Raw genomic sequence first — 23,953 nt, forward strand, 5'->3', positions numbered from 1 at the left:
GCCCGCGCGCATTGGCGCCTGCTCCGGTCTCATTACGCTCTCAGGACCTGCAGCAGCTCCCGCTTGTCCGCAGGAACTGCCCCTTCCGGAGTAAGTACCGCATCGCTCAGCGCGTGGCGACAGGGGCAAGCGTCGTGGTCCGGCAATCCGGTCGACAAAATCCGGCCCAGAATCTGCCTGGCCCTGCCGAGACTTTCTCCATAGCGGGCGATCACCGCCGCGACGGTGGCATGCTGCGCGGGATCCTCGAGCCAGCAGTCATAGTCGGTGACAATGCCCAAGGTGCAGTAGCAGATCTGGGCCTCACGGGCGAGGAACACTTCCGGCACGTTCGTCATGCCCACGACATCGCACGCCATGGCATCGCGCAGGAAATGACTCTCGGCGCGGGTGCCCAGGCGCGGGCCATCCACACACCCGTAGGCCACGCCGGAATGGACGGGCAGCCGGAGTTCGGTCGCGTTGGCTTCGAGTATCGAGGCGAGCCGGGCGCAAGTGGGTTCGGCCGAGGAAACGTGTGCAACCACTCCCTGCCCAAAGAATGTCTTGTCCCGGTTGCCTCGCACCCAGTCCACGTATTGGGTTGGGATGGCGAAATCGCCTGGCGCGATGGCCTGCCTGAGACTGCCGACAGCGGACAGCGCGATGATCTGGCGTACCCCGAGTGCTTTCAGGGCGTAAATGTTGGCCCGATAGTTGACCTCATGCGGCAACAGTTCGTGCTGCCGGCCGTGCCGAGGCAGGAAGACGACTTCCGTGACGCCAAGACGACCGTGGAGGACTGGTGCCGATGGCAGGCCAAATGGCGTGTCGACCTGGTGCTCCCTGATCACGCTGAGCCCGTCGATCGCATAAATTCCTGTTCCGCCGATGATTCCTAACATGGTGGCTGCTCCTTGTCAGTTCTGGTGTTGGGTTGCCGCTGACAGCAGCGCGATCGGGACATGACGGAGGTCGGCGGGCTCGTCCACGTCCGGCAACGCGGGCTGCTCTGTCCAGCGCCAGCCAAGCTCACTCAGCCGCTTGCGCGTTTCCGTCATGACGGTCGCGGTGCTCCAGCGTATTGCCGAGAACAGATGCGGATCCACGCGCCGCAGGCCGAGCAGCACGTAGCCGCCATCAATAGCCGGGACCAGCACCGCGTCGTAGCCCGCATGCAGGGATCGCGCCGCGGCCTGGAGCCGCGGCGGGTCCAGCCCCGGACAATCGGTGCCGATAATGAGCACGCTGTCGGCACGCGCCAATGCGCGGCGGGCCGCCGAGGCCATTCTCTGGCCGAGATCCCCCTCGCACTGTCGCGACAGCGTCGCCTTGAATTCTCGCGCATAGGCCACGAATGCCGGATGTCCTGTATCCGGCGCGCAGCAAACTTCCACCGGACCAATTTCGGCCGCACAGGCCGAGGCCAGCGTATGCCGCAGCAGCCGCTCTGCCAGCGCCGCGGCCCCCTCTGCACCCAGTGCGGGAATCAGCCGGGTCTTCGCATGGCCAGGCGCGGGGGCTTTGGCAAAGACGATCAGTTCGCACGGTGAGGGGCGCATGCGTGCTCCTTGGCTTCATACTGTTGCGCAAGCACTGTGGCGCTGCGTCCAAAATAGAACTGCAGGCGCAGCCACCACATCAGCCAGATCGTTCGCCATAGTCCGCGCCGTTCCCATCGCCTCCCGGACGTGACCACGCGGGCACGCAAACATGCCGGCGGCCCGATGTCCTTCAAGCGGGCCGACAATACGATGTCCTCCATCAGCGGCAGATCCGGAAAGCCACCAACGTCGAAGAATGCCTCGCGGCGCACGAATATCGCCTGGTCCCCGGTGGCGATCCCGGTCAGCCGCGAGCGGAGGTTCATTGCTGCCGCAATGACTGGCAGGAGCCGTAACCGTCCTGCGATACTGACATCGAACCGGCCCCAGGACCGTTGTCCTGCCTGCAAGGCGGTGCGAACCGCCCCTGCGGCATCCGCCGGCAGGCGCGTATCGGCATGTAGGAAGATCAGCAAGTCTCCACTGGCTACGGAGGCCCCCGCATTCATCTGGCGCGCCCGGCCACGCGCGGCAATGACAACTTGATCTGCGCCGAACCGCGCCAGATCGGCCGTGCCGTCCGCACTCGATGCGTCCACCACGATGATCTCCACGCCCTCGCGACGCAGCGATTGCAGCGCCGCAAGGGCGGCCTCGACATGCTCCGCTTCATTCCAGGTCGGCATCACGATGGAAAGGCGCATTAGCGTTCTCCCCGAAAGCGGCGGGTTGTCCGAATGCACCGCACGGCTCCTCGCGCAACCAGCGGCAGCACGCCAATCAGCGCGAACGCGCCAAGCAGCGCCGGAGACAGGATATCGGCAACGCTGCCGATGCTTGCCAGTTGGGTGCCGGCGTTCACATAGACCATCGTGCCGGCGAGCATGCCGACCTGGCTGACCCAATAGAACGTGGTGGTCTTGATCGGTGTCAGCCCCATGGCCAGATTGATGGTGAAAAACGGGATCAACGGCACCAGCCGGAGTGCGAACAGATAGAACGCGCCGTCCTTCGCTAACCCGCCATTGATGGTTGCAAGCCGATCACCGAAGTGGCGTTGCACTGCGTCGCGGAGCACATAGCGCGAGGCGAGAAATGCCAGGGTTGCGCCGATGGTCGAGGCGAAGGAAACGATCAAGCTGCCGACCCACAGACCGAAGATCGCGCCGCCGGCCAGCGTCATGATCGCGGCGCCGGGCACGGAAAGCGCGGTGACTGCGACATACAGCAGGAAATAGCCCGCCGTCATCGCTGCCGGATGCGCTGCATAGTAAGCGTGCCATGCGGCCCGGCCTGCCTTCAGGTGCTCCAAAGTCAGGCCGCGGCCAAGACCAAGGCCAAAATAGGCCACCAGCAGCGCGACGATTGCCAACACAATCAGGACACGCGTACGGTTGCGTTTCGAAGAGGTCGTTCCAGATGGTTTCACGTTCCAGGCCCCTCACGCATCGCCGTCACGCCGCCGCGCCGCCAGGCATGAAAACGCGCGAGCCATTTCAGCACCGGTTGCGGGACGTGCGCCCGTTTCCACTGACCAGCCGCGTATTTGTTAGCTTCGGCCAGCGTCGGATAGGTGTGGACGGTCGCGAGAATCTTGTTGAGTCCCAAACCATGCTTCATCGCCAGCACATACTCCGCAAGCAGTTCTCCGGCATGGTCGCCGACGATCGTGACCCCGAGGATCCTGTCCCTCCCGGGTACCGTCAGGACCTTGACGAAGCCACGGGCACACTCGTCGGTGATCGCGCGGTCCAGTTCGTCCAGGTCATAGCGGGTCACCTCATAGCGAATACCTTGCTCCGCGCAGTCCTGTTCGCACCAACCCACGCGGGCCACCTCCGGATCGGTAAAGGTGCACCATGGCATCACGGCGTAGTCGGCCTTGAAACGCTTCACCCCGGCGAACAGCGCGTTGACCGTCGCATACCAGGCTTGATGGCCCGCAGCATGGGTGAGTTGAAATGGCCCCGCGACATCGCCGCAGGCGTAGATGTTTGGGTAAAGCGTCTGCAAGTATGCGTCCGTCTCGATGGTCCCGGCTGGCGTCAGCGGAATGTCCAGTGCCTCCAGTCCATAGCCCGCAGTCCGCGGGCGACGCCCGACCGCGCACAATAGCGCGTCAAACTCGAGCGCCATTTCCTTCTCGTCGCGACCGACGATCAATTGCTTGACACCGCCGACTTGCTCGCAGCGCACCGCACGGTTCCCGACCAGGACCCGCACGCCGTCCGCCGTCAGCGCTGCAGCGATCATTGCGGAGACCTCCGGGTCCTCGCGAATCAAGAGGCGCGGCAACATTTCCACCTGCACGACTTCCGCCCCAAAACGGGCGAAAGCTTGCGCCAGTTCGCAGCCGGCCGGGCCGCCACCCAGCACAATCAGCCGTCTGGGTAGCGTCCGGATGGACCAGATCGTGTCAGTTGTGTAATAACCAACCGTCTGCAGCCCGGGAATCGTCGGCACCAGCGGTTGTGCACCGGCAGCGATGACGATGGCACGCGTGGCGAGCGTGCGGCCATTGACCTCCACCGTCCAGGGTGAGGTAATGGTGGCATTCCCCTGGATGACTTCCACGCCGAGCCTGGTATAGCGCTCGGCGGAATCGTGCGGCGCGATGGTGGCAATCACCCGGTGCACACGCGCCATCACCTCGGCAAAGTCGAACCCCACTTCGGCATTGGCGATGCCCAGTGCGGCCGCGTGCCTGGCCTGACTGAGGAATTTTGCCGAGCGCAGGAGGGCTTTCGATGGCACACACCCGGAATTCAGGCAGTCGCCACCCATCTTGCCGCCTTCGATCAACGTGACTTTGGCTCTGAGCGTCGCCGCGAGATAGGCCGTGACGAGTCCGGCCGCACCGGCGCCGATGACAACCAGATTGCGGTCGAACCTTCTGGGCTTGGGCCAGCGGGCATAGACGCGTTGTATCCCGGCCGCGGCTATCGCCTTCCGCACCATCAGCGTGAGGAAGCCAAGTAGCACGAACGTCCAAGGTGAACCATATTGGCCGACGTCCGGTGCGAAATGCGACGCCGAGGCCAGTGCGCTTACCACCAGGAGGAAGATCAAGGGCCGCTTGAGCCGCATCATATGATTCACGTCTACCAGCTCACGCGGCGAGCGCGCCACCGCAACTGCTGCCCTGCCCGGCGGTGCAGCCATAGCAATGGTCGGTCACAACAATGGGCTGACCGGCCAATTCGGCGCCCAGCAGGTCGCGCAGATGGGCGCGCGGGTGAGCACCGAGCTTTAGTGGCAGGCCCAACATCTGATTGAAGTCACAGTCGTGGAGATAGCCTTGCCAGTCGACACTGACAAGGCTGCGGCACATCAACCCTTCAAGATTGGCGGCGCTGAAATTCTCCTTCAGCAAGCGCATGTAGTCCGCAAACTGCCCCTTCGAGACCAGCGTGCTGCCAAATCGCTGGATCGGCATGTTCGCGAGCGCGAAGAGCCGATTGAAGACGATGCCGAAATGCGCGTACAGCTCCCGCTTGTAATCCGCCTCGAGTTTCTCCTGATTGGGCGGCAGATACGGGCCCTGCGGGTTGTACACGAGATGCAGCGCAAGCCCGGTGTCGGGCAGGCCGTAGCCGAGGCCGTTGAGGTGGCGCAACGCCGAAGTGCTTTTCTCGAATACGCCGGCGCCGCGCTGGCGGTCGACGTTCTCCGCTGTATAGCAAGGGAGAGAGGCAACGACTTCCACATGTTGAGCGGCGAGGAATTCAGCGAGGTCTTCCTGCCCCGGCTCGAACAGGATGGTGAGGTTGCAGCGGTCGATGACGCGCACGCCCGACGCACGCGCATCGGCCACGAGGCGGCGAAAATGCGGATTGAGTTCCGGAGCACCGCCAGTGATGTCGACGGTCGCGAGCCTGCGGGCGCGCAGCACCTCCAGCACCAGATCGACGGTGGCACCGTCCATCATTTCGGTGCGGTGAGGTCCGGCGTTGACGTGGCAATGGACGCAAGTCTGGTTGCAGCGATAACCCAGGTTGACCTGCAGCGTTTCCAATGACTTGCGGCGTATCGCCGGAAAGTCGGTCTTGCGCAGCAACGGAAAGGTGGCATGCATGGCGCTTCTCCGCGGGTTCCTTACTTGGCGATGTTTTGCGGCGCCTGCCTGGCCACGTCGTCGGATGGACCTGGCGGCATCCGGCAGAACCCCTGGGCCGGAACGTGCAGCGCCGCGTTGAATTTGCTCGATAAATTCTGGAAGGCGATCAGCGCGGTGAGTTCGATGATGGCGTTGTCGCTGAAATGCGCCTTGAGTTCGCTCATCTGCGCTGCGTCCACGCGGCGGCCGGTGATGGTGACGGCCTCGGCATAGCGCAGGGCCGCTTTCTCACGGGCACTGTAGCGCGGGGAGTGTTCGAAGTCGGCCAGTTCCGATAGCTTGGCCGCATCCACGCTGCGCTCCAACGCCGTCGCGGAATTAATATCGACGCAAAATTCGCACCAGTTGATTTGCGAGACCCGCACCGTGACCAAGGAGCGCAGCGCAGGTCCGATGGGGGAAGACTCTCGGTCGATCGCGCGATAGAGTCCTGCCAATCCGAGAAAGACACGTGGGGTTCGGCCCCACAACCTGGCCGGCTCGAGTTCGGCGCCATACTTACGGCGCTGCAGCCAGAAGACCAGGCGCACGTACCACGGATAGCGAAAGTCATCCGACGTCGAGATCATGGGCATAGGACAAGCCTCATTGCGTCAGCCGCACTCCATACCGGGACCGCAACAGGCGGCGACCGGGACGGCAGGAAGATGCGCCGCCTGTTTGCTTTCCGAAGCGGGTCGGCGTGTACCAGAAGGGGCGCAGTACGGCTTTCCGGCCGACTCGCCGACCGGTGCGATGCCGATGAAATGTGCCCGGTAGTCGCCCTGCATGAGGAACTGGTAGGTGCGCTCACATACCGCCATGCACTCGCCGCGGGGAAACAGATGGCCTTCGTCGTCGGTCACTGAGGCGAACGGGCCGCGATAGATCACCGCGTGCGCCCTTCGCCCTTCGCCCTTCGCCCTTCAGCATAGATACTCGAACAGATTCATACCTTGAATCTGCATGGCACACATGGGCGCACACCCCATAGCGGTCAAACGTTGGACGTACAACGCAATGGTATCCGCAAAGCTGCGTGGCTGGGCGCGACAGATCAAGCGCGACGGTGTGACCCTCTGGTTTGCCTACCGAAATCCTGGCACCCCAATGCTGTCGAAGCTGCTGTGCATGTTCGTGGTTGCCTATGCACTGAGCCCGATTGATCTTGTGCCAGATTTCATACCCATCCTCGGGTATGTCGATGACGTGCTTCTCTTGCCCGGACTGATCTGGCTGGCCGTTCGCCTGATTCCTGACGAGGTGCTGGAGACATGTCGTATCCAAGCCGAGGCACGGCTGGAAACGCAAGGGCAGAAACCGAGGATCTATTGGGGAGTTGGGCTGATTCTATGCATCTGGTTTCTGGTCGCATTTGGAGCCTGGCAAACGCTCCGTTGACTGTTTCGACTACCGCTTTGAACTGTGCCGATGTCTGCGTTGAACGGTGTCACGTCGGGGGAACAAGAGTTGCGGAAGGATCATTCGAGATACTTCCTCACGGCGCCAAGGTCTGGATGGAGCCCAACTTCGGTCATTGGGTGCGCGAAGTGTGAGCGGCAGAGTCACGCCGTCGTGTCAGTGGCCCACACGTGGGCGGTAGGCCGCACCGCAAAGCCGCAAGGTTCAAAGTTAAGTGAATCGAGCGCCGGATAGTTCAAACTTAGAAGGAACGTGGGTTCAACTTCCGTTGAACGGTTGGCCGCAAAGACTCAGATTGTTCGTGTGCACCGTGCAGCGTTACGTGAACAGCGACACTTGCCCTCAAAGGCAGGACGGCAATGCTGCTGTTGAGATTCACTTAACTCTGAACTTTGTTCGCTCAACTCTGAACCTGGTCCGTCAGCAATCCGGAGGGTGTGTCCGCCCGGTTCCCGGAAGCTGCATTACGTTTGCTCGACGCCATTCTCGCTGATCAGTCCTGGGCACCCAGAGAGCTTTCACCGCATCACCGGCCAAAGCGGACAAGGCAGACCACACAACTGCCGTGCCGGCTAGTCCATTGGCGAGGCGATATTGCATGCTCATTCCGCACACAGCCGGCGCATGAATGATGGGCCGTCTGGATGTGAGCGGCGCTAGTTTGTCCGCTCACCCGCTACATTCCGGACCCAGTCCCACCAGCCCCACCAGCCCCACCTGAGCCGCCACCAATGCTGCCGGTGCCTGGCGTCGGCTGGATTCCGGGCGCGCTTGCCGACGAGGCACCGCCAGTCATGCCCCCTCCGGTTCCGGTCGTGGTGCCGTCGTCCCCGCCTCCGCCGCAAGCCGCAAGAAGGAATGCGGCAAGCAGCACCGCCTGAATTCGAGTCGACATGATGTTCTCCTGTGTCGCATCGGTGAACAAATCTAGGTATTGCCAGACGCCTCAAGGTCCACGCACGAACGCCGCTTGGATATTCATGTGCACGGCATCGCCCACAGTGGGGAACCGTGGATCGTGAGGTTGCCGAGAAGCCATCCGCTGCCTTCTCCAGTACGGACATAGCCAGTACTGACAAAGCGGATCTCCGGATAGCGGGCCACATCGAGCATGCCGCCGCCCCGGATGATCGAAGACAGAAAACCTGAGCACGCCTCAACGCTTGCGGCATCGAACGTCACCACAACGCGGCCCGAGTCAAGTCCAGCCCGCGTGCCTTCGAGCGGCGCATCCACGCGATGAAAGCGCATCTTGATCTGGGAGTTCGAGAAGGCGTCGACGTCGAACTTGACGCTCGAGTCTTGTAGCACGTACCGATCGGGCCGCCCGTCTGCCTCGGTTGGCTGGGCCTGACTCACGGCGCCCGCCAGCGATATGAATGTGGCGAGCACAAGTCCGGCGATCGCGTGCCTGCGGGTGGCCCGGGACGAGAGTGATGAATCGGACACGGCGCCTCCTCGGCGGAAGAACTATGGCCCGTGTGACCAAACGCTTGGCGGCCTGGATTTATTCTACTCGGCACCGCCAAGAGCCGAAGAACACTGAAGCTGGGGTCGCTTCAGTGGCTTAACTTCCCACTCAAGTTGTGGGTTCGCCTGGTGCCCGTGGAACGGGTCGAGCACGGCGACCCGTATCAGCAAGTCCGAAAGGCAGTTCAGGGTCGAACCTAGACCGTTGAATGACCGTTCTGGAGTCCCGCCTGGCCAGCATCGGAGATCGGGACAAGTTCATGCCGCTCCAATACTGACAACGCAGACCTGCCCGTTCGGGCGATGCGCATCCAACACGACAGTTCATGATCCATGGACACGGGCGCATTGAGCAATGTGCACTTTACGCCTCTTGGCGGGGCGAAGGCGCAGACTCGGTTTCCCCTTCACCTGAAAGGAGACCATCATGGAAACCGTCCTTCTCCACCCGAGTCGCCAAGTTCCATGGAACAAAGGGAGGCTTACGGGCCAGAAAGCTCCATTGAAGCTGAACGAGATATGGGCGATTCGAACCCGGCTTCAGCTCACATCGAATGTTCGCGAACTGGCGATGTTCAACCTTGCCATTGACAGCAAGCTGCGTGCGTGTGACCTAACCCGCCTGCGCGTGCAGGACATCTGCGCAGGCAGTCAGGTTGGTAATCGCGCAACGGTGATGCAACAGAAGACTCAGCGTGCGGTACAGTTTGAGATCACCGAACAGACTCGCGAGAGCGTCCAATGTTGGATTTATGCTCGTGGACTCAAGCTGTCCGACTATCTTTTTCCGAGCCGCTTGCACGCGTCACCACACCTTTCGACTCGACAGTACGCGCGGATCGTCCATCACTGGGTCGCGTCCATTGGCTTGGACGACTCAGCCTACGGAACTCATTCCATCCGACGCACCAAGGCATCACTGATCTACCGCCGTACGAAGAATCTGCGGGCCGTTCAACTGCTTCTCCGGCATACCAAGCTTGAAAGCACAGTGCGCTACCTTGGCATTGAAGTGGACGACGCGCTCGAAATGGCAGAGCAAACCGAAGTGCAACCAGTTGCCTGGCCGGCAAAGGGGCTCTTGCCGGCCAGAACCCGTCGTTTGCGATTAGCTGATTGGTGGCCTCCCGCATGAGATAGAAGCGCATCGTAAGCCGCAGTACCGCAGGGTCTGACGTGAAATCCTGTTGGAGTTCAATAATTTCAGTGCGAGGCGAAAAGGTGCGCTGGCCAAAATAGGGGGGCGAAACGACTGCGCCAAAATAGTGTGTGCGCCGGAATGTCTCAACGATTAACGGCTGCATCATCTGTGCAGGTGTTTCCACCCATTCGTTCTGGCTGAAATAGGCGATCTGGTACTTCTGGGTGGTATAAGCCATGCGAGGCGTAGCGTAGGCCGGCGCGCTCTCCGGAACCAGGACCAACAGCGTCGCCGCGCGTGTCCGTTCGTTGGGAAGATCACCTGGGATCGTACTCAATGCATATGTTTTCGTATCAATTTGGGCCGGCGCGAGCAAGGTACAGGCCGAAAGCAAAGCGATGCTCAGTGCGCCAATAGCCGCAGCGCCCGTCATGGCTTTTCCCCCGGCCCAGCCGGCGGCGGCGCCGTGCCGCGAATCAGGACTGATGGGTCTCGGTTAATCACTGTCAGTGACAGCAGTAAGCGAGTTCGACAAGTTATCGAGCTCGGTCAGCACCTTATAGGACTCAGGCAGGATTTGCGTTTGAAGCGATCTCACCGTCTCGTGTGACGACTCCATGAGAGGCTCGAACTGATGACTGGCGCGCTCTGTATTGGCCACGATGGCATTCAGCCTTCTGGTATCTTCCGCCATTGCCTGTGTGATTTTTTCCAGGCTCTCGGCGGATTGCTTTAGGGTGGCGACGGTCTGCTTGTCGAGAATCGATGTGAGCAGCGAGGTAACGGTCTAGAAATTCTCGTTGACTTGATTTATGGCCGTATCGAGCGTCACGACTTTCGAAGGCGCCGCCGGGATCGTAGGGTAACGCTCGCCTGGTTGTGGAAGTAGCTGCCCGGAATTGGCACCGACGTTTTCGAGAGCAACGAAAGCGTAGCCCCTGAATCCTCGTGTCGCAAGTCCGCGGGAAGTAATCGTAGCCACGGTAGCCGCGGTCACCGGCGCCGTCTTGTCGATAGTCAAAAGGATATCCACGGACTGCGGATTGGCCAGCCTGATGCTTTTGACTTTCCCCACTTCTACGCCGTGGAATTCAACTGGTGCGTCCGCCATGAGCCCCGAGACTGGCTCGCGCATATTAACGTGGTAAGTCGCGTATTGGCTCAGCGAAAACACATACCAGATTGCCCCGGCGATCATCGAGACAAGCAAGAACGCCACAAAGATCAGCTTTGCCTTCGCGTCGATGCCGTTTTTCATGGCGAAGCCCTCCGGGAAAATGAGTTGGCTTGAGCACCTCCCCTGAAAGCCCAACTCGATAGCTTGGCTCCCTGCGACTCGGACATCGTGAGCGCGGTCAAGTCGGCAGCGGCGCCACATGTGAGTGAGGGGCGCCGCCCGGTTAGTATCCCCCTCCTCTGCCACCACCGCCATTGCCATCGTACGCGTCGCGGCTGGCACTCCGGCGCCGCTTGTGGCGTCAATCCGCCTAGGACTTGGCTTGATCTAAAGCGGGATAATGAAATTCAGAGTCGAATCGCCGCTTGCTGTGGCTACACCCAATTCGGGCGCGCGCTGTACGAGCTCAACATCGACATCCTGTGCGCCAACTCCAGCCCCGCCAAGGGCCGCGTCGAGCGGATGAACGGCACGCTGCAAGACCGCTTGGTCAAGGAACTGCGACTGCGCGGCATCAGCTCGATGGACGCGGCCAACGCCTACGCACCGCTGTTCATGGCGGACTTCAACGCGCGCTTTGCCAAGGTGCCACGCAGTGACTTCGACGCGCACCGGCCCCTGCGCGGCGACGAGGATCTGGCACGGATTTTCAGCTGGCGCGAGTGGCGCAAGGTGTCGGCCAGCCTCACGCTGCAGTACGACAAGGTGATGTACCTGCTCGAGGATCTGCCGGCGCACCGGCGGTTGATCCATCGCTATATCGAGGTGGCCGACTACCCGGACGGGCGCGTGGAGCTGTGGGCCGATGGTGCTTCCCTGCCCTACACCACCTACCACCGGCTCTCGACGATCGACCAGGGCGCCATCGTGGAAAACAAGCGGCTGGGGCACGTGCTGGACATCGCCGCCCAGGTGCAGGCCTTGCGCGACGACCGGCACCAGGCCGGCCCCTCGCGCACGCTGCTGGGCGAGCCGCCGCGGCCGCATCGCCCATCGCTGGCCGTCAAGCGGCAGCGGCTGATCAACCGGCTGGACCTGGAGCGGGCGATCAAGGGCACGCCCCTGCCGTAGTTGGCCGCCTGCCGCCCGAAAGCGGACGCCGGGCGGCTCCATGCCGGAGGGCGCCTGCCAAAGTGAAACCAGGTGGATTCAAGAACGAAGCGCAACCCCCCCTACAAAACAATGAATTAACTACAGAATTTAATTTACTTTAATTGAATTAAATTCACATCGCCATTAAAGATTTCGATGATTTTATGCCGTGGCAAAGCCAAACAGAAGAAAAGGTATTTATAAAGAAATCAATGCAACCACGGAGGGGAATGCCCATACACCAACGTGAGAAATAATGCGAACTCCGAGACATGTCCTGGAGTGCCTTCGATCTCGGCAACGGTAACTGGAGCGAAGGCCAACTGATGACGGACGCGTTCCGGTCTGAGACCGGGCCCGCCGTCATCGGTTTCGAAGACAAGCTTTTCAGCGTGTTCCGAGGCGCGGGTGGCGATACGCGGCTGTCGATGTCGACGACGACAAGGTAATCGATCGGTCGTGGATTCAACCGGTCGATGCAACACACTAAAGGCTTTGCGAGCCTGAGGGGTGCTGCAAATGAAGCAAAGACGGAACGAAAGCAGCGGAAGCGTGGAGCATGGCGAGCGGACCGCGTGAGACCCTGTTTGTGACCGGATTTTATGCGGATCTTCTCGGGTTTTAAAATTGGTTGATCTCTAAAGGAAAAACGATATGTGTACAAGCTTTGTGATTCGCCGCGCAGTAACAGGTGGCAGCGATCATGTTTTCTATGGTAGAACCATGGAATTCGCGCAGCAGTTTCGTTCACAACCGCTCACCATAGAGAAAGAGGAGAAGTATTCAGGGCGGTATAAAGATTGGGAAGTCCAATATGAGGCAAAAGGCTTGAATGCCACGGACCCGAGTGTCGTCGAAAAACTCGGCGATGGCGTGACGCGTGTCCTGTTGGATGGCATCAACGAGAATGGGCTGGCCGGTGGCATGCTCTACTTTCCCGGTTTTGCGAGGTATCAGCCGGCTACCCCCTCGCCCGATAAGTCAGAGTTTCAGTTCTTGCCTTGGGAATTTTTGACTTGGGCGCTGACGACATTCCCAGACGTAACCCATGTCAGCGATTATTTAAAGTCACAAAAGGTCAGCATCGTCGGGCCGAAGGAAAGCGTGAACACACTGGAAGAACATCTGCCTGTACATTACACGCTGCATGACAAATCCGGCAAGTCGATCGTCATCGAGCCGATGGAAGGCGGCCTGGTTGTGCACGCTAACCCGCTGGGCGTGATGACCAACTCGCCGCCATTCCAGTGGCACCAAACGAACCTCCGGAATTACCTGACCCTGTCGAATGTGACACCATCCGAGAAGACGCTCCAGCTCTCGCCCAATGCGCCCCCTGTCGTGCTCCAATCACTCTGCCAAGGCGGCGGGATGGCCGGGCTGCCAGGCGACAGTTCGTCGCCTTCGCGATTCGTGCGGGCGATCGCATACGCGACGTCCGCGGGGTTGGACCAAAAGGACCAAACTCCGGGCGATGGATTGCTGCTCGCACAACATATCGTCAATACGTTCGATATGCCGAAGGGGTGGATCAAAGAACCGCCCACCCCTGAGAACGACCCCGACCTCGAATACACTGAGTGGAGTGCGGTCGCAGATCTCAGCGCATATAAGTATCGCTACAGGATGTATGATAAGTGGGAGTGGCATCACATCTAACCGATCATGACGTAAAGATTTCTCACACGTAGTGCAGAGATCTGGCGGGGCAAACCGTCGACAGACGGTGACCCCGCTCGTTAGAAAGGTCCTCAATATTTTATGTGGAACGTCCGAGGCAATCACGTTGCCGATCTGATCCCTGGCAGGGTCGCAAAGTATGCCCCTTCGACGTCTGACCCTCCAGACTCGAATTGAACCGTTTCCGGTTCTACAGCTTGATGTAATCGCCGATGGCGCGCCGTGCGTGGTTGAGCGGCTCGTTCGCGCCAGTTCCGCTTGCGCTCCATCGACCGCCTGATGCGCCGACTCAGCACGGCCTTGGTAAAAGCGTTCGAATGCATGCGACAGGAACTGACATTCACGGTGGTCGAAATGCGAATGTCGGGTAAGCAACCGACAACTGCCTTGCAGTACCCGATGCCCGTTGTCGGCAATGGCCGATGACCGGACCACATCTCCACGGGGCGAACGACCGCTGTACTTTGGAAAGAGACGTCAGACCAACCGAGCGTTGAACGGTAGCCGCCTGTCCGCCGGCGGACAGGCGGCGGCCGCAACGATGCGGCAAGCGGACCTGGCTCGCGCCAGGGAATGTTGTGCAGGCCTCTGCCGTCTCCGGCCAGCGCCACCGCCCTATGGCACCCCATCAAGAGAATCACCCATCTCAAAAAGCACGCCCGTGCTGACCATAGATTTGAAAATGGCCGGCGCTGCGACACTTGAATCCGGGGTGGACATCTGATGTAGGGGCTAAGTTGTAACGTCCGGTTCTGGCTAAGTAGAAATGTCCGCATTGCCTGTCTCCCATGGTATCCAGCCTGCCCGGTTAGATGCAAAGGAGACGCCAGGCGATGGCTAGACCCGAGGTCATTAATGATCGACTCTCGGAGATCGACCAGGGCACGATCGTAGACAACAAGCGCCTGGGGCGCGTGCTGCAGTTGGCCCAGTATGTTCAGGAGAAGCGCGAAAACCGGCGCTCGCAGTCTGTTCCGTCTACCGATGGACTCCCGCGCAAGCGTGGGAGTCCACCCGGCAAGAAGTCGCAGCGGTCGCTGGGCGAGAACGACATGTTGGAGGCTCTGCGGCGGTCGCAGCAGCAGTCGTGGCCTCTTAACGGGACCGAGAACTGACTATCGCCTGTCGCGGGGCACTTACCGCTCATATAGCCACAGGCTAACGCGTCATGCTTCGCGCAGGAATGCCCCATCAATACTTTTCGAGCTCAGCTTTGATAGCAGCTTCGAGTTCCTCGACTGTTGGTGTTACGCCTTTGTCAGTTGGCGTGTAAAGAACACCAGGGAGCGTTCCCTCTGCTTTCAGGGCTGGCAGAACTACCTCCAGGAATTCAGTCAGGCTGATCTTACGCGGTTCGTATCCCAGCCACTCTCTTTCCGCACAATGAAGCGCGTACTCCTTCGCAGGCCAAACAGGGAAAACAGTGGTGCCATCGTCGTCTGCCGCCGCTAGAGCCCACCCGTTCTGGTATAGCCCCCAAACCTCCTCCCAATCGCATACGAGCTTGACAAAATGCTCGAAGCGCTCCGGACCGGGTAATGCAAATACTGCCGCCAATTGCTTTTGGTTGACCTTCATAAGGCTCTCCCGTGCAGTGGTTAGCATTGAAACTAAGCGGACATTTTAGCTTTGCTGGCAACCGCACATTTCAACTTAGCCTGGACACCCGGCCAGGGGGGGCGACAGGCTTGCGCGTGCGCTCCATAACATAAGAAACCAAGCGGCGCTGCGGCTCGCAGGATGCCGCGACGATCGCGTGCCTGCATGATTTGAAGTGATAACAATACGTCATCAAAGTGCCACACGGTGGGCCAACAATGCAGGGCGTCAACGGACGGCAATCGCCGCCCGCCCCCTTCCCTGAGTACTCCACTCGGGCTGCCAATCGCCGTACGACCGCTCCAGGATCATGAAGATTCGTCGTCCCGCCCTGCCGGCCACCCGCCGCTACGCCATCCCGCTGCTTGCCGCCATCGTCGTTTCCCTTGCCGCTTGCGGTGGCGATGGCGATGGCGCGGACAACGCCGCGACACCCGCAGCAGGCAGTCCTGCGCTGCCTCCGGCCACGCAGCCCGCTGCAACGATCACGCAGGTCAAGCTCGCCGGCTGGCCTGGGCTGGACGGGCTGACTGTGAAGGTCAATGGCTTACCGATCAAGGCCGACAACGGCACCTTTTCCGTCGACAGCACCAGCAAGCTGACACTGGAAGTCGCGGGCATTGAACTGGCGACGATCGCACCCAAGCCTGTCATCACGCTCTTCGATCTGCAGCCCGAGCGAAACTGCCAAAGCACGCCAGCGCTGGGCAAGCTGGCCAGCCTGCTGCTCAGTCTCGACGCCGACCAGGACCCGAGCAACGGCATTACCATCCCGCCGCTCGCCGCAGCGACCCCGGGCGTCAAGCTGGCCGCGTTGTCGGAAACCGATCTGCTCGCGATGGAGACCAGGCTGGTTGGCCGCAGCATGCCGGTCGTGGCGGCCCTGCGCGCCGTGAACAACGCGCTGGACCAGGAGACCTGGTCGGAATCCACCGCGCAACGCACGTCGTTCGTCAATGACATGTCGGTGCTGCAGCAATACCTGGACCGCGTGTTGACGCAACTGGCGCTGGACACCAAGACACTGACCGGATTCTCTTACCTCACCGATGACCAGGCGGCCAGCATCCCTGCTACGCTGAAAAGCCAGGGCCTGGCATTCGACGGCGCTACGCCGGTGTTCTCCTGGCGCTACGGCCTGCAGCGGACCGATGCCGGCTATGCGCCAGTGCTGAACCGGCCGCTGGCGCTTCCGGCCGATATCCAGGCGGAATATGGCGCCTTCCCCGGGGGGCCGCATATGGGCCACATCGGTGACATCGATATCGCCAACGGCAAACTCTACGCACCGATCGAAGACGAGGACGATTCGTCCCAGCAGTCCTATATCGCTGTGTTCGACGCGAAGACCTTGCAGTACACCGGCGAGAAGCACGCGCTACCGCTTGCCGAGCATGCCGACGGCGTGCCCTGGGTGGCGGTGGATGCGCCGCGCAAACAGCTCTATACGGTAACGTGGAGCACGGCCGCGGCCGACAATCTCAATGTCTTCGACCTGGAGACCTTCAAGCTGATTCGCTCGGTGCCATTGCAGATCTCGTTCAATGGCAAGCGGGTACAAGGCGCAAAGATCTACAACGGCATGCTGTACGCGTCCGCCGACACCAAGGACACGGTCAATGGGCTCAAGCGCAAGCGCATTTACAAGATCGACACGGTCAGCGGCAGCGTGATCGAGTTGCTGACCTACGATGAGCCCAACCGTACCGAGGCCGAAGGGCTGGCGTTCGGCCCGGACGGAACCTTGCACCTGATGGTGGTGGCGCCGTACACCACGCCGCTGTATGCGCAGACCAGCAATGCCAGGCCCTTCGACGAGAGCTACAGCATCGATGGCGATGACTGGAACCCGTCCGCAACCCTACGTCACTTCACGCGCAAAGCGCCACCGTTGCGGGAGTCCATCTGTGGCATGTAGGCGTGCGAAGCCGGTGACAGACGACACAGGACATGACCGGGAGGCCAGAGCGCCGGATTTGGCGTTCGGCCCGGCAATGCATGCCTTACCCGGGCTTCCCACCCGATTCGCGGATCACGCGCGCCCGCAGCCTAGGCCTATGAAGCGACAGCGGCTGGTCAACCGGCTGGACCTGGAGCGGGCGATCAAGGGCACGCCCCTGCCCTAGTTGGCCGCTTGCCGCAGGGCGGCTACCGACCCAAAGCGGCCTCAAGGAGTGTCAAGCAAGTTCAGTTGCCGAGTTCTTGGCTGTGGTCAGCCAATACTTGGCAGAACGTGTGAAACGATGGGTCCTTCTGACGCACGCCGGGATCCAGTTTCGCCAGCGTAATCAGCGCCTTCCACAACGCCCAGCCTCGGCCACGTGCCCAAGCACCACTGTCTAATGACAGCTCGGTGCGAAACGTTCGCCGACTTTCTTCATCAAGAAAAGTCCAGGCAATCGCAAGATCACAAGCAGGATCGCCGACGGCAGCACATCCGAAATCGATGACGGCGCATAGCTTCCCCTCATCGACCAACAAATTTCCGCAGGCTATATCGCCATGGACCCAAACGGGGGCGGCTTCCCGTGGGAAATCCAGTGCGGCTGTCCAAACTGCCAAGGCACTGTCTGTATCGATAGAACCCGACAGTGTTTCAAGTGCCGAACGCGTTTCATCGTCGTAGATTTCCAGTGGGCCACCCCGAAAGAAATTGTGAGGGCCAGGTTGCGGGCCGCCCGACGTGTCGACTCGATGCAACTCCTTGAGGAAATTTGCCAAGGAGCGCGCGAACCTCATTTTGTCGCCAATTAATGCCTCGGAAGCGGGCTCGCCAGGCAGCCAACTGTAGATCGACCATGGCCATGGAAAGATGTTTGTCGGCGTACCTTTGGCTATCGGCTTGGGAATAGGCAATGAGAGATGAGCAGCTATCTTTGGCAGCCATATCTGCTCCTTCTCGACCTGATCGACATAAGCCATGGCACTTGGGAGCCTTACCAGCTTGTCATCGCCAAGCTGGAATGTCCGATTGTCCCAACCGCCTGGTACTACGGGAGTGAGGTCTAAGCCGACCCACTGTGGAAATTGCAGCGAAATAAGCTGGCGGACGAGGTTGACGTCAATAAGCGGCAATCTTTCTTCCTGTGTATCTTGCATATCCAGCCACGGATGGAATCGAAGTTGGAGGATAGCCGAGCCAAACGGGTGAATGTCGGCTCCTGGCCGGACACGGACGCCTTCGGCACGGTCAACGACCGGCCGCTGTGCGCTCGACGTCAGACCGCCACCGACGCCGCGGACCCGTACCGACCCTGGGCGGCCGTTGGAAGTTGTGCGATCGCAATGACGGCATCCAAGTGCAGATTCAACCGGTCGATGCAACGGATTGATGGAATCGTTCAGCCGGTGTATCGACCGATTGAATCTGCAAGCTAAAAGCGCCATTCGTCGATTGAATTGGCTGGCTGGGTGTCGGCCAACCCAGCTGTTCGGCCGACCTTGTCATTGGTATTGGATGCTTCGAGTGTTCACCTTCTGCCGCAGTACCTCGAGGTCGAACTGGGCGGCGCGGCGGCGTTTGCGGGCCGGGCGCGCTGGCTGCGCAGCTCCTAGAGCTACTGCTGATCTGGTTGGCTAGCGGATTAGGCAGATACGGCCCGAACGAATTCAGCATCGTCCATCAGGCTGGCCAGCGCCGCGCTGACGGCGAGCACTGCCGGCGAAGCCGCAGTATCGTCGCGCGTGACGAACACTGTTCGTCCAGCCGCGAACCACGTATCGTGACGGACCTGTTGCACCAGGCCCAGGCGCGCATAATGCCTCACGGCACTCTCCGGCGCAACCGTCAGCAGGCTGCAACTCGCGACCATGCAAAGGTTCGTGTGGAAGGAGAAGGACTCGACCTTGGGCTGCGGTGGCACGATGCCGGCGTTGAGGAATGGCGCCTCGAATAGCTTGCGCGTATGGGTGCCGCGCGGCGTGGTGACCCAGTCGTATTCGCGCAAGTCGGTAAGCCTGATCGTGCGCTTGCGTGCGACTGGGTGGTCGAGCGCGCAGGCGATGGCGAGGCGTTCTTCCCATAGTGGCGTCACTCGCATCTCGCGTGCCGCATTCGCGTCGAGGCTGCCGCCGACGCGGCCGATCGCGCAGTCGAGTTCACCTCGGTCAAGCATGCCGAGCAGACCGCCGACCGTGGACTCGTGGACCACGAGGCGCGGACAGCCTGGCTGCGAGGCCATCTTCGCAAGCAGCTTCGGCAAGGCCACTACGCCGACCAGCGGGAGGATGCCGAGGCGGACCACTGGCACCGGCGACTCGGTGTCGATGTCCTCCATAGCGGCAGATAGCACATTGAGGACGACACGCAGGCGTCCGAGCGCGAGTTGCCCGGCCGGCGTCAAAGCGGCGCCGCGCGTCGTGCGGGCTACCAATTCCGTACCAAAGACTGATTCAAGTTCCTGAAGCATCTTGGTCGCGGCGGGCTGACTCAGCGCAAGCTGCCCAGCTGCGCCCGACAGAGAGCCGTGCGCTTCGACCAGCTCCAGGAAGCGAAGGTGGCGGATGCGCAGCCGGTCGAGGCGCGCAGCCAGGCGCGCGTGACGCGTCCGCGGTGTGTCGTCGGTCATAACAAACAGTGATGATGGGATCAGGAACTGATAATTTACAAGAAAGACTGGGACTCCCACAATTCGGCTCCATCTGCCCAAACAACGACAAGGAGACGATGAAGTGCGCAAGACAGGAACCCTTCTGGCCGGGCTGGGCCTAGCCGCCGCCGTAGCGGGCGCTTTCTGCTCGACCGCCACGGCTGCCCCGGCCGCAGAAAGCGACTTCCCAACCCGACCGATCCGGCTGATCGTCCCATATGCAGCAGGCGGTGGTCCCGATATCCAGGCGCGCAAGCTTGCGGAAGTCGCTGCGCGTGAGTTGGGGCAGCCGCTGGTGGTCGAGAACAAGGTCGGCGCTGGGGGCATTCTGGCGGCCGAGGTCGTGGCGCAGCAGCCGGCCGACGGCTATACGCTGATGCTCGGCGCGTCCACGCACGTCACCCAGAAGCTGCTCCAGCCGTCGGTCAAGTTCGATCCGGTAACGAGCTTTACCCACATCATTCGTTCGGGGTTCAGCCCGCAAGTGATGCTCGTGAAGGGCAGCGCGCCGTATCGCACGGTTGCAGACGTCGTGCAGGCCGCGCGCAAGGCGCCCGGCACGCTGAACTATGCGTCGGGCGGGATTGGCAGTGCGGCACATCTGGCTGGCGCGGCGTTCGCCAATGCGGCAAGTGTCGACCTTGTGCATGTCCCGTATAAGGGCTCGGTCGAGATTGTGCCGTCGCTGATCCGCGGCGATACGACGATTGGCTTTCCCGTGGCGTCGACCGCCATTCCGCAATTGCAGAACCACGCGGTGCGGGCGCTGGCGGTAACGTCGGCGCACCGGCTCCCGGGCATGCCGCAGGTGCCGACATTGAACGAGGCGCTCGGCCGCCAGGATCTGGTGCTGGACGCATGGAGCGGCATCTGGGGGCCGGCGGGCATGCCAAGGCCGATCGTTGCCCGTCTGCATGTGGCTTTCCTGAAGGCACTCAACGATCCCGGCGTGCGCGACTTTTACCAGAAGGCCGGCACGATCATCGACCCCACCCCGACCCCGGAAGCGTTCGATCGCTTCGTCGCCGACGAAACAGGCAAGTATCGCCGCATCGTCGAACAGACCCATATCGCGTTGCAGTGAGGAAGCCATGAATTGCACAGATTTCTCTTTCGCCCCGCTGACCGGGATCCGCGTGCTCGACTTCTCGCACGTCATCGCCGGGCCGCTGGCCACCTTTTACCTGGCGCAACTCGGCGCCACGGTACTGAAGATGGAAAACGCCAACGGCGGCGATGTGATGCGTCGCACCGAGAAGGGCCGGAAGGGCTTCGTCGCGCTGAATGCCGGCAAGCAAAGCCATGCCGTCGACCTCGATAATGCGGCGGACCTCTCCCGCGCTCTGGAGATGGCTGCGACCTGCGACGTGGTGGTTGACAATCTCCGCCCTGGCGTGCTGAAACGCTTCGGGCTTGGCTTCGAGGCGATCCGGGCGGTCAATCCGAAAGTTGTCTATTGCACGATCTCAGGCTATGGCCGGCACAGCGCCGACGTGGCCGGCCGACCGGCGTACGACCACGTGATCCAGGCCGCTACCGGCATGGCCTACATGGCAGGGACCGAGGGCGATCCGCCGATCAAGACGGGCTTTCCAGTGGTCGATGCTGCGACCGGCATGCAGGCGGCGCTGGCGATCCTGGCCGGGCTGCGCGAGCGGGATCGGCTTGGCTGCGCCGTACAACTGGATGTGTCGATGACCGGCGCCGCGTTGCAATTGATGTACTCGTTCGCCTGCGAGGCACTGACCAGCGGCACATCGCCCGCACGGGTTGGCAATCAAGGCTATTCGGGCAGCCCGACCGCCGACTTCTTCGCCACACGTGACGGCTGGATCGCGCTCGGCGCCAATACGCCGCGCCAGTTGTTGCGGCTGCTGGAAGTCCTCGACCTGTCTCACCTCGCGGCCGATCCTGCCTACTTTGCCGAGCCGTTGGACCCGGACTCGCCCGTGTCTTTCGTACGCTCCGTCGATCCTGCCAGGCTCAAGGCGGTCATCGCCGAACGTCTGGAGACGCTGGGGGCGGACGACCTCGAAGAACGTCTCGCACCGTGCGGCGTGCCCGCCGCCAGGGTGCGCAAGCTCGGCGAGTTCGCCACGGAGGCACTTCAGCGCGGGCGGCTGTCGACCGTCACGCTGCAGGGCGAAGACGCATCGGTGATCTCGCCGGGGCTCGGCTTCGGCGCGCGCATGCATCGCTGACGCCCCCTTCTGCAATGCCGGCGCGCAGCGTGCCGGCCCTGCACTTCTTCACGGCGGGTTGGGCGTGCAAACGGCAGCTTTCGAGTATCGAACTGACTGATTAGTTGCTGCTCCTAACCAACCCCATCCCACTTACTCCTCGTACACGACGCCATATCGCCCCGCGCTTCGCTCAACGCGTGCGAAGCCGGGCTTCCCAAGGTGCATGCCAGCGATCAGCAGCCGTTCCGCACTCGCCAGGTCCAAGAGCTTCGAACGTGTGTCCGCCGAAAGATGGGGGTCTTGATCGAATGCGATCGATACATCCGGACGGGCAATCTGAATTTGGGGAAAATGGACGATATCTCCCCAGACGAGCAGGCTTTCCTCCCCTGATTCAAGCTGGTAGCCGGTATGCCCGTCCGTGTGTCCTGGAAGCGGCATCGCGCTGATACCGGGGAGCACTTGGCCGCGTTCGAACGTACGCAATCTGGCACGGTAACTGTCGAACACCTGGCGCGCGATCAGAAAATTGCCGCGCGCGCGCTCGCTTGCGCGGCTCAGATTGCTGTCGTCCTGCCAGAACGCGACCTCTCGATGGTGAACGACAAGCTCGGCATTCGGAAAGGCAATCTCTCCTGATGCGTCCATCAACCCGCCAATATGGTCTGGATGCGCGTGCGTCAACAAGATCGTGTCGATCTCGGCGGGCTGGATGCCAGCTAGCGGCAGATTGCGCTTCAGGCAGCCACCCCATTTTTTGATGCCACCTGCGCCGGCGTCAATCAGAATGGTGCGACCGCGTCCGCGTACGACGTAGCAGTTGATGTGAATCGCAGAAGATTCCTTCACGCCTGCCTCGGCCTGCATCCTGGCGGCATCGACCGGATCGATGTTCGACAGAAAATCCAGGCTGGCCGTGAGATAGCCATCGCTGATCGCCGTAATCAGAAAATCACCGACCTGCTGACTCGGGAATATGGAACTCGACATTGCATCTCTCTCAACGGCAAGATCAATTGCGGGCGTGAATTTGTGTCGCCGCATAGCCGAAGCAGCGTATGCGGGCAGTCAATCCGGTATGGCGGACGATGGCTTCATCAAGTCTTTCCATGAACTCCGCCATGATGGACGGTGTGCGCACGGGATCCAGTCGATACTGGACTTGTGCAAAGACCAGATGTCCTCGTCCGTGCGTGACAGCCACGTAAATGACGTGAACGTTCGCCAGTGCAGCCGTCAGGATGCGGGTGCAAATTTCCGTACATTGATCGGTCAGCGCAGCGAGCCGATCATCGTTCGGAAATTTGTCCGCCGGCATATAGATCGTGAGGTTGGGCATGGCTCTCCTGGCATTATTTTTCGGCGATGTCGGTTGCGTCGCGCGTCAATTGCGCAGTCATTGGCGTATAGATGTGAACGCCAGGCGGCAGGGACGCGAGGTCGTCCGTGGCGGGGCGCGCCATTTTGGCAAGCCAGCGGGATTCCGGAAATTTCTCCAGTGCGACTGCGCGCAAGGCGCACGGCGTCAGGCCCATGCGCATCAGCGGTCTCGGGGCCGTTTCCACTAATGGCCAGGCATTCATCCAGGCCGACGGTCGGTGCACGGTCGAGACCAGCATAAAGATTCCGGTGCCAGTCAGTGATGTGCTGCTGCCATCGAGAAAAGTTGCCACCGCCCTTCTTGCGATATTCCTCGCCCGTTAGCACCTCAAGGCCATCGATTGAATGAAGCGCAAGGTAGACAGGGCAGCCATGGCTCAATGCCTCGAAGCGCTGTGAGGTATGAAAGCCGCTCACCGAGATGAGGGCCGGTAGTTTGGACAGACTGTAGAAATCGTTCCATTCCGCTTCACTGCCCGGGTCGGCGAAACTGCATTCAACGGTATAGATCATCGGCTCAAGCAGATGCGCAAAGCACCCGTTCCTTCCTGAAGTTGACGTTTTGTTATGGTAGATTCCAGAAATTCGCTTGTATATCGAT

22 protein-coding genes and 3 pseudogenes are annotated in these 23,953 nt (G+C 61.0%); 9 read left to right on the forward strand and 16 right to left on the reverse strand.

Annotated elements, in window-relative coordinates:
• Window positions 1-32: 32 nt before the first annotated feature.
• Genes mtnP through AC1Z3O_RS26800 form a run of 8 tightly spaced genes read right to left on the reverse strand, consistent with a single transcriptional unit; the run spans window position 33 to window position 6,512 of the window.
• The gene (gene mtnP, locus AC1Z3O_RS26765; protein WP_483519122.1) at window positions 33-884 is read right to left on the reverse strand and encodes an S-methyl-5'-thioadenosine phosphorylase; all 852 of its coding nucleotides are present in this window, start codon (window positions 882-884) and stop codon (window positions 33-35) included.
• A 15-nt stretch (window positions 885-899) separates the two neighbouring features.
• Window positions 900-1,541 (reverse strand): TIGR04282 family arsenosugar biosynthesis glycosyltransferase, encoded by a 642-nt coding sequence (locus AC1Z3O_RS26770; protein WP_483519124.1) that lies wholly within the window; start codon window positions 1,539-1,541, stop codon window positions 900-902.
• Window positions 1,517-2,227, reverse strand: coding sequence for a TIGR04283 family arsenosugar biosynthesis glycosyltransferase (locus AC1Z3O_RS26775; protein WP_483519126.1), 711 nt, complete (start codon window positions 2,225-2,227; stop codon window positions 1,517-1,519). The genes AC1Z3O_RS26770 and AC1Z3O_RS26775 overlap by 25 nt, the downstream gene beginning before the upstream one ends.
• A complete protein-coding gene (locus AC1Z3O_RS26780; protein ID WP_483522016.1) occupies window positions 2,227-2,898 on the reverse strand; it encodes a TVP38/TMEM64 family protein in 672 nt (223 codons plus the stop codon). Before AC1Z3O_RS26780 ends, AC1Z3O_RS26775 begins: the two co-directional genes overlap by 1 nt.
• A 50-nt stretch (window positions 2,899-2,948) precedes the next feature.
• Window positions 2,949-4,613, reverse strand: coding sequence for a dihydrolipoyl dehydrogenase family protein (locus AC1Z3O_RS26785; protein ID WP_483519128.1), 1,665 nt, complete (start codon window positions 4,611-4,613; stop codon window positions 2,949-2,951).
• Window positions 4,614-4,632: 19 nt separating this feature from the next.
• Window positions 4,633-5,598, reverse strand: a complete 966-nt coding sequence (gene arsS, locus AC1Z3O_RS26790; RefSeq protein ID WP_483519130.1) for an arsenosugar biosynthesis radical SAM (seleno)protein ArsS — start codon at window positions 5,596-5,598, stop codon at window positions 4,633-4,635.
• A gap of 20 nt (window positions 5,599-5,618) precedes the next feature.
• Entirely contained in the window at window positions 5,619-6,215 is a 597-nt protein-coding gene (locus AC1Z3O_RS26795) for a carboxymuconolactone decarboxylase family protein (protein ID WP_483519132.1), read from the reverse strand.
• 18 nt (window positions 6,216-6,233) lie between these two features.
• Entirely contained in the window at window positions 6,234-6,512 is a 279-nt protein-coding gene (locus AC1Z3O_RS26800) for a hypothetical protein (RefSeq protein WP_483519134.1), read from the reverse strand.
• 82 nt (window positions 6,513-6,594) lie between these two features.
• On the opposite strand from AC1Z3O_RS26800, the gene AC1Z3O_RS26805 reads away from it, so the two are divergent.
• Complete coding sequence (locus AC1Z3O_RS26805; protein ID WP_483522017.1) at window positions 6,595-7,020, forward strand: YkvA family protein; 426 nt, start codon at window positions 6,595-6,597, stop codon at window positions 7,018-7,020.
• A gap of 999 nt (window positions 7,021-8,019) precedes the next feature.
• Here AC1Z3O_RS26805 and AC1Z3O_RS26810 read toward each other — a convergent pair.
• Entirely contained in the window at window positions 8,020-8,490 is a 471-nt protein-coding gene (locus tag AC1Z3O_RS26810) for a YceI family protein (protein ID WP_483519136.1), read from the reverse strand.
• A 448-nt stretch (window positions 8,491-8,938) separates the two neighbouring features.
• Here AC1Z3O_RS26810 and AC1Z3O_RS26815 point away from each other — a divergent pair, with 448 nt between their 5' ends.
• Window positions 8,939-9,646, forward strand: a complete 708-nt coding sequence (locus tag AC1Z3O_RS26815) for a tyrosine-type recombinase/integrase (protein WP_483519138.1) — start codon at window positions 8,939-8,941, stop codon at window positions 9,644-9,646.
• Window positions 9,647-10,439: 793 nt separating this feature from the next.
• Here the strand turns inward: AC1Z3O_RS26815 and AC1Z3O_RS26820 are convergent.
• Window positions 10,440-10,910, reverse strand: a complete 471-nt coding sequence (locus tag AC1Z3O_RS26820; protein WP_483519140.1) for an MlaD family protein — start codon at window positions 10,908-10,910, stop codon at window positions 10,440-10,442.
• Between the two features lie 291 nt (window positions 10,911-11,201).
• Here AC1Z3O_RS26820 and AC1Z3O_RS26825 point away from each other — a divergent pair.
• The 4 genes and pseudogenes from AC1Z3O_RS26825 to AC1Z3O_RS26840 all read left to right on the forward strand — a co-directional run.
• Window positions 11,202-11,900: pseudogene (locus AC1Z3O_RS26825) on the forward strand (transposase family protein); the annotation flags it as partial.
• Between the two features lie 293 nt (window positions 11,901-12,193).
• Window positions 12,194-12,370 carry a hypothetical protein gene (locus tag AC1Z3O_RS26830; protein WP_483519142.1) on the forward strand — a complete coding sequence of 59 codons (177 nt, stop codon included), beginning with the start codon at window positions 12,194-12,196 and terminating at the stop codon, window positions 12,368-12,370.
• A gap of 205 nt (window positions 12,371-12,575) precedes the next feature.
• Complete coding sequence (locus tag AC1Z3O_RS26835) at window positions 12,576-13,580, forward strand: linear amide C-N hydrolase (protein ID WP_483519143.1); 1,005 nt, start codon at window positions 12,576-12,578, stop codon at window positions 13,578-13,580.
• Window positions 13,581-14,458: 878 nt separating this feature from the next.
• Window positions 14,459-14,716 (forward strand): annotated as a pseudogene (locus AC1Z3O_RS26840) (ISNCY family transposase); the annotation flags it as partial.
• Between the two features lie 76 nt (window positions 14,717-14,792).
• On the opposite strand, the gene AC1Z3O_RS26845 reads toward AC1Z3O_RS26840, so the two are convergent.
• Window positions 14,793-15,179: a DUF2750 domain-containing protein gene (locus AC1Z3O_RS26845; RefSeq protein WP_483519144.1), complete on the reverse strand. Its 387-nt coding sequence runs from the start codon at window positions 15,177-15,179 to the stop codon at window positions 14,793-14,795.
• Window positions 15,180-15,510: 331 nt separating this feature from the next.
• Here AC1Z3O_RS26845 and AC1Z3O_RS26850 point away from each other — a divergent pair, with 331 nt between their 5' ends.
• Window positions 15,511-17,118: a YncE family protein gene (locus AC1Z3O_RS26850; protein ID WP_483519146.1), complete on the forward strand. Its 1,608-nt coding sequence runs from the start codon at window positions 15,511-15,513 to the stop codon at window positions 17,116-17,118.
• A 269-nt stretch (window positions 17,119-17,387) separates the two neighbouring features.
• On the opposite strand, the gene AC1Z3O_RS26855 is transcribed toward AC1Z3O_RS26850, so the two are convergent.
• Together AC1Z3O_RS26855 and AC1Z3O_RS26860 are read right to left on the reverse strand one after the other, a co-directional pair.
• Complete coding sequence (locus AC1Z3O_RS26855; RefSeq protein WP_483519148.1) at window positions 17,388-18,299, reverse strand: aminoglycoside phosphotransferase family protein; 912 nt, start codon at window positions 18,297-18,299, stop codon at window positions 17,388-17,390.
• A 485-nt stretch (window positions 18,300-18,784) separates the two neighbouring features.
• On the reverse strand, window positions 18,785-19,768 hold the full coding sequence (locus AC1Z3O_RS26860; RefSeq protein WP_483519150.1) for a LysR family transcriptional regulator: 984 nt from the start codon (window positions 19,766-19,768) through the stop codon (window positions 18,785-18,787).
• 103 nt (window positions 19,769-19,871) lie between these two features.
• Here AC1Z3O_RS26860 and AC1Z3O_RS26865 point away from each other — a divergent pair, with 103 nt between their 5' ends.
• On the forward strand, window positions 19,872-20,873 hold the full coding sequence (locus AC1Z3O_RS26865) for a Bug family tripartite tricarboxylate transporter substrate binding protein (RefSeq protein ID WP_483519152.1): 1,002 nt from the start codon (window positions 19,872-19,874) through the stop codon (window positions 20,871-20,873).
• A gap of 7 nt (window positions 20,874-20,880) precedes the next feature.
• Entirely contained in the window at window positions 20,881-21,990 is a 1,110-nt protein-coding gene (locus AC1Z3O_RS26870; protein ID WP_483519154.1) for a CaiB/BaiF CoA transferase family protein, read from the forward strand.
• A 132-nt stretch (window positions 21,991-22,122) separates the two neighbouring features.
• Here AC1Z3O_RS26870 and AC1Z3O_RS26875 read toward each other — a convergent pair whose 3' ends face one another.
• The 3 genes and pseudogenes from AC1Z3O_RS26875 to AC1Z3O_RS26885 form a co-directional block, all read right to left on the reverse strand.
• Window positions 22,123-22,962, reverse strand: a complete 840-nt coding sequence (locus AC1Z3O_RS26875; protein ID WP_483519156.1) for an MBL fold metallo-hydrolase — start codon at window positions 22,960-22,962, stop codon at window positions 22,123-22,125.
• Window positions 22,963-22,984: 22 nt separating this feature from the next.
• On the reverse strand, window positions 22,985-23,311 hold the full coding sequence (locus AC1Z3O_RS26880; protein ID WP_483519157.1) for a hypothetical protein: 327 nt from the start codon (window positions 23,309-23,311) through the stop codon (window positions 22,985-22,987).
• Between the two features lie 13 nt (window positions 23,312-23,324).
• Window positions 23,325-23,865 (reverse strand): annotated as a pseudogene (locus AC1Z3O_RS26885) (sugar ABC transporter).
• Between the last annotated feature and the right edge of the window lie 88 nt (window positions 23,866-23,953).

Source organism: Cupriavidus sp. 09_S30 (assembly GCF_056930435.1).

Bases quoted from the DNA above. Each gene is read 5' to 3' on its own strand.
- mtnP (WP_483519122.1), bottom strand. From the start codon at position 884: ATGTTAGGAATCATCGGCGGAACAGGAATTTATGCGATCGACGGGCTC.
- AC1Z3O_RS26770 (WP_483519124.1), bottom strand. From the start codon at position 1,541: ATGCGCCCCTCACCGTGCGAACTGATCGTCTTTGCCAAAGCCCCCGCG.
- AC1Z3O_RS26775 (WP_483519126.1), bottom strand. From the start codon at position 2,227: ATGCGCCTTTCCATCGTGATGCCGACCTGGAATGAAGCGGAGCATGTC.
- AC1Z3O_RS26785 (WP_483519128.1), bottom strand. From the start codon at position 4,613: ATGATGCGGCTCAAGCGGCCCTTGATCTTCCTCCTGGTGGTAAGCGCA.
- arsS (WP_483519130.1), bottom strand. From the start codon at position 5,598: ATGCATGCCACCTTTCCGTTGCTGCGCAAGACCGACTTTCCGGCGATA.
- AC1Z3O_RS26795 (WP_483519132.1), bottom strand. From the start codon at position 6,215: ATGCCCATGATCTCGACGTCGGATGACTTTCGCTATCCGTGGTACGTG.
- AC1Z3O_RS26805 (WP_483522017.1), top strand. From the start codon at position 6,595: ATGGGCGCACACCCCATAGCGGTCAAACGTTGGACGTACAACGCAATG.
- AC1Z3O_RS26815 (WP_483519138.1), top strand. From the start codon at position 8,939: ATGGAAACCGTCCTTCTCCACCCGAGTCGCCAAGTTCCATGGAACAAA.
- AC1Z3O_RS26820 (WP_483519140.1), bottom strand. From the start codon at position 10,910: ATGAAAAACGGCATCGACGCGAAGGCAAAGCTGATCTTTGTGGCGTTC.
- AC1Z3O_RS26830 (WP_483519142.1), top strand. From the start codon at position 12,194: ATGTCCTGGAGTGCCTTCGATCTCGGCAACGGTAACTGGAGCGAAGGC.
- AC1Z3O_RS26835 (WP_483519143.1), top strand. From the start codon at position 12,576: ATGTGTACAAGCTTTGTGATTCGCCGCGCAGTAACAGGTGGCAGCGAT.
- AC1Z3O_RS26845 (WP_483519144.1), bottom strand. From the start codon at position 15,179: ATGAAGGTCAACCAAAAGCAATTGGCGGCAGTATTTGCATTACCCGGT.
- AC1Z3O_RS26850 (WP_483519146.1), top strand. From the start codon at position 15,511: ATGAAGATTCGTCGTCCCGCCCTGCCGGCCACCCGCCGCTACGCCATC.
- AC1Z3O_RS26855 (WP_483519148.1), bottom strand. From the start codon at position 18,299: ATGCAAGATACACAGGAAGAAAGATTGCCGCTTATTGACGTCAACCTC.
- AC1Z3O_RS26860 (WP_483519150.1), bottom strand. From the start codon at position 19,768: ATGACCGACGACACACCGCGGACGCGTCACGCGCGCCTGGCTGCGCGC.
- AC1Z3O_RS26870 (WP_483519154.1), top strand. From the start codon at position 20,881: ATGAATTGCACAGATTTCTCTTTCGCCCCGCTGACCGGGATCCGCGTG.
- AC1Z3O_RS26875 (WP_483519156.1), bottom strand. From the start codon at position 22,962: ATGTCGAGTTCCATATTCCCGAGTCAGCAGGTCGGTGATTTTCTGATT.
- AC1Z3O_RS26880 (WP_483519157.1), bottom strand. From the start codon at position 23,311: ATGCCCAACCTCACGATCTATATGCCGGCGGACAAATTTCCGAACGAT.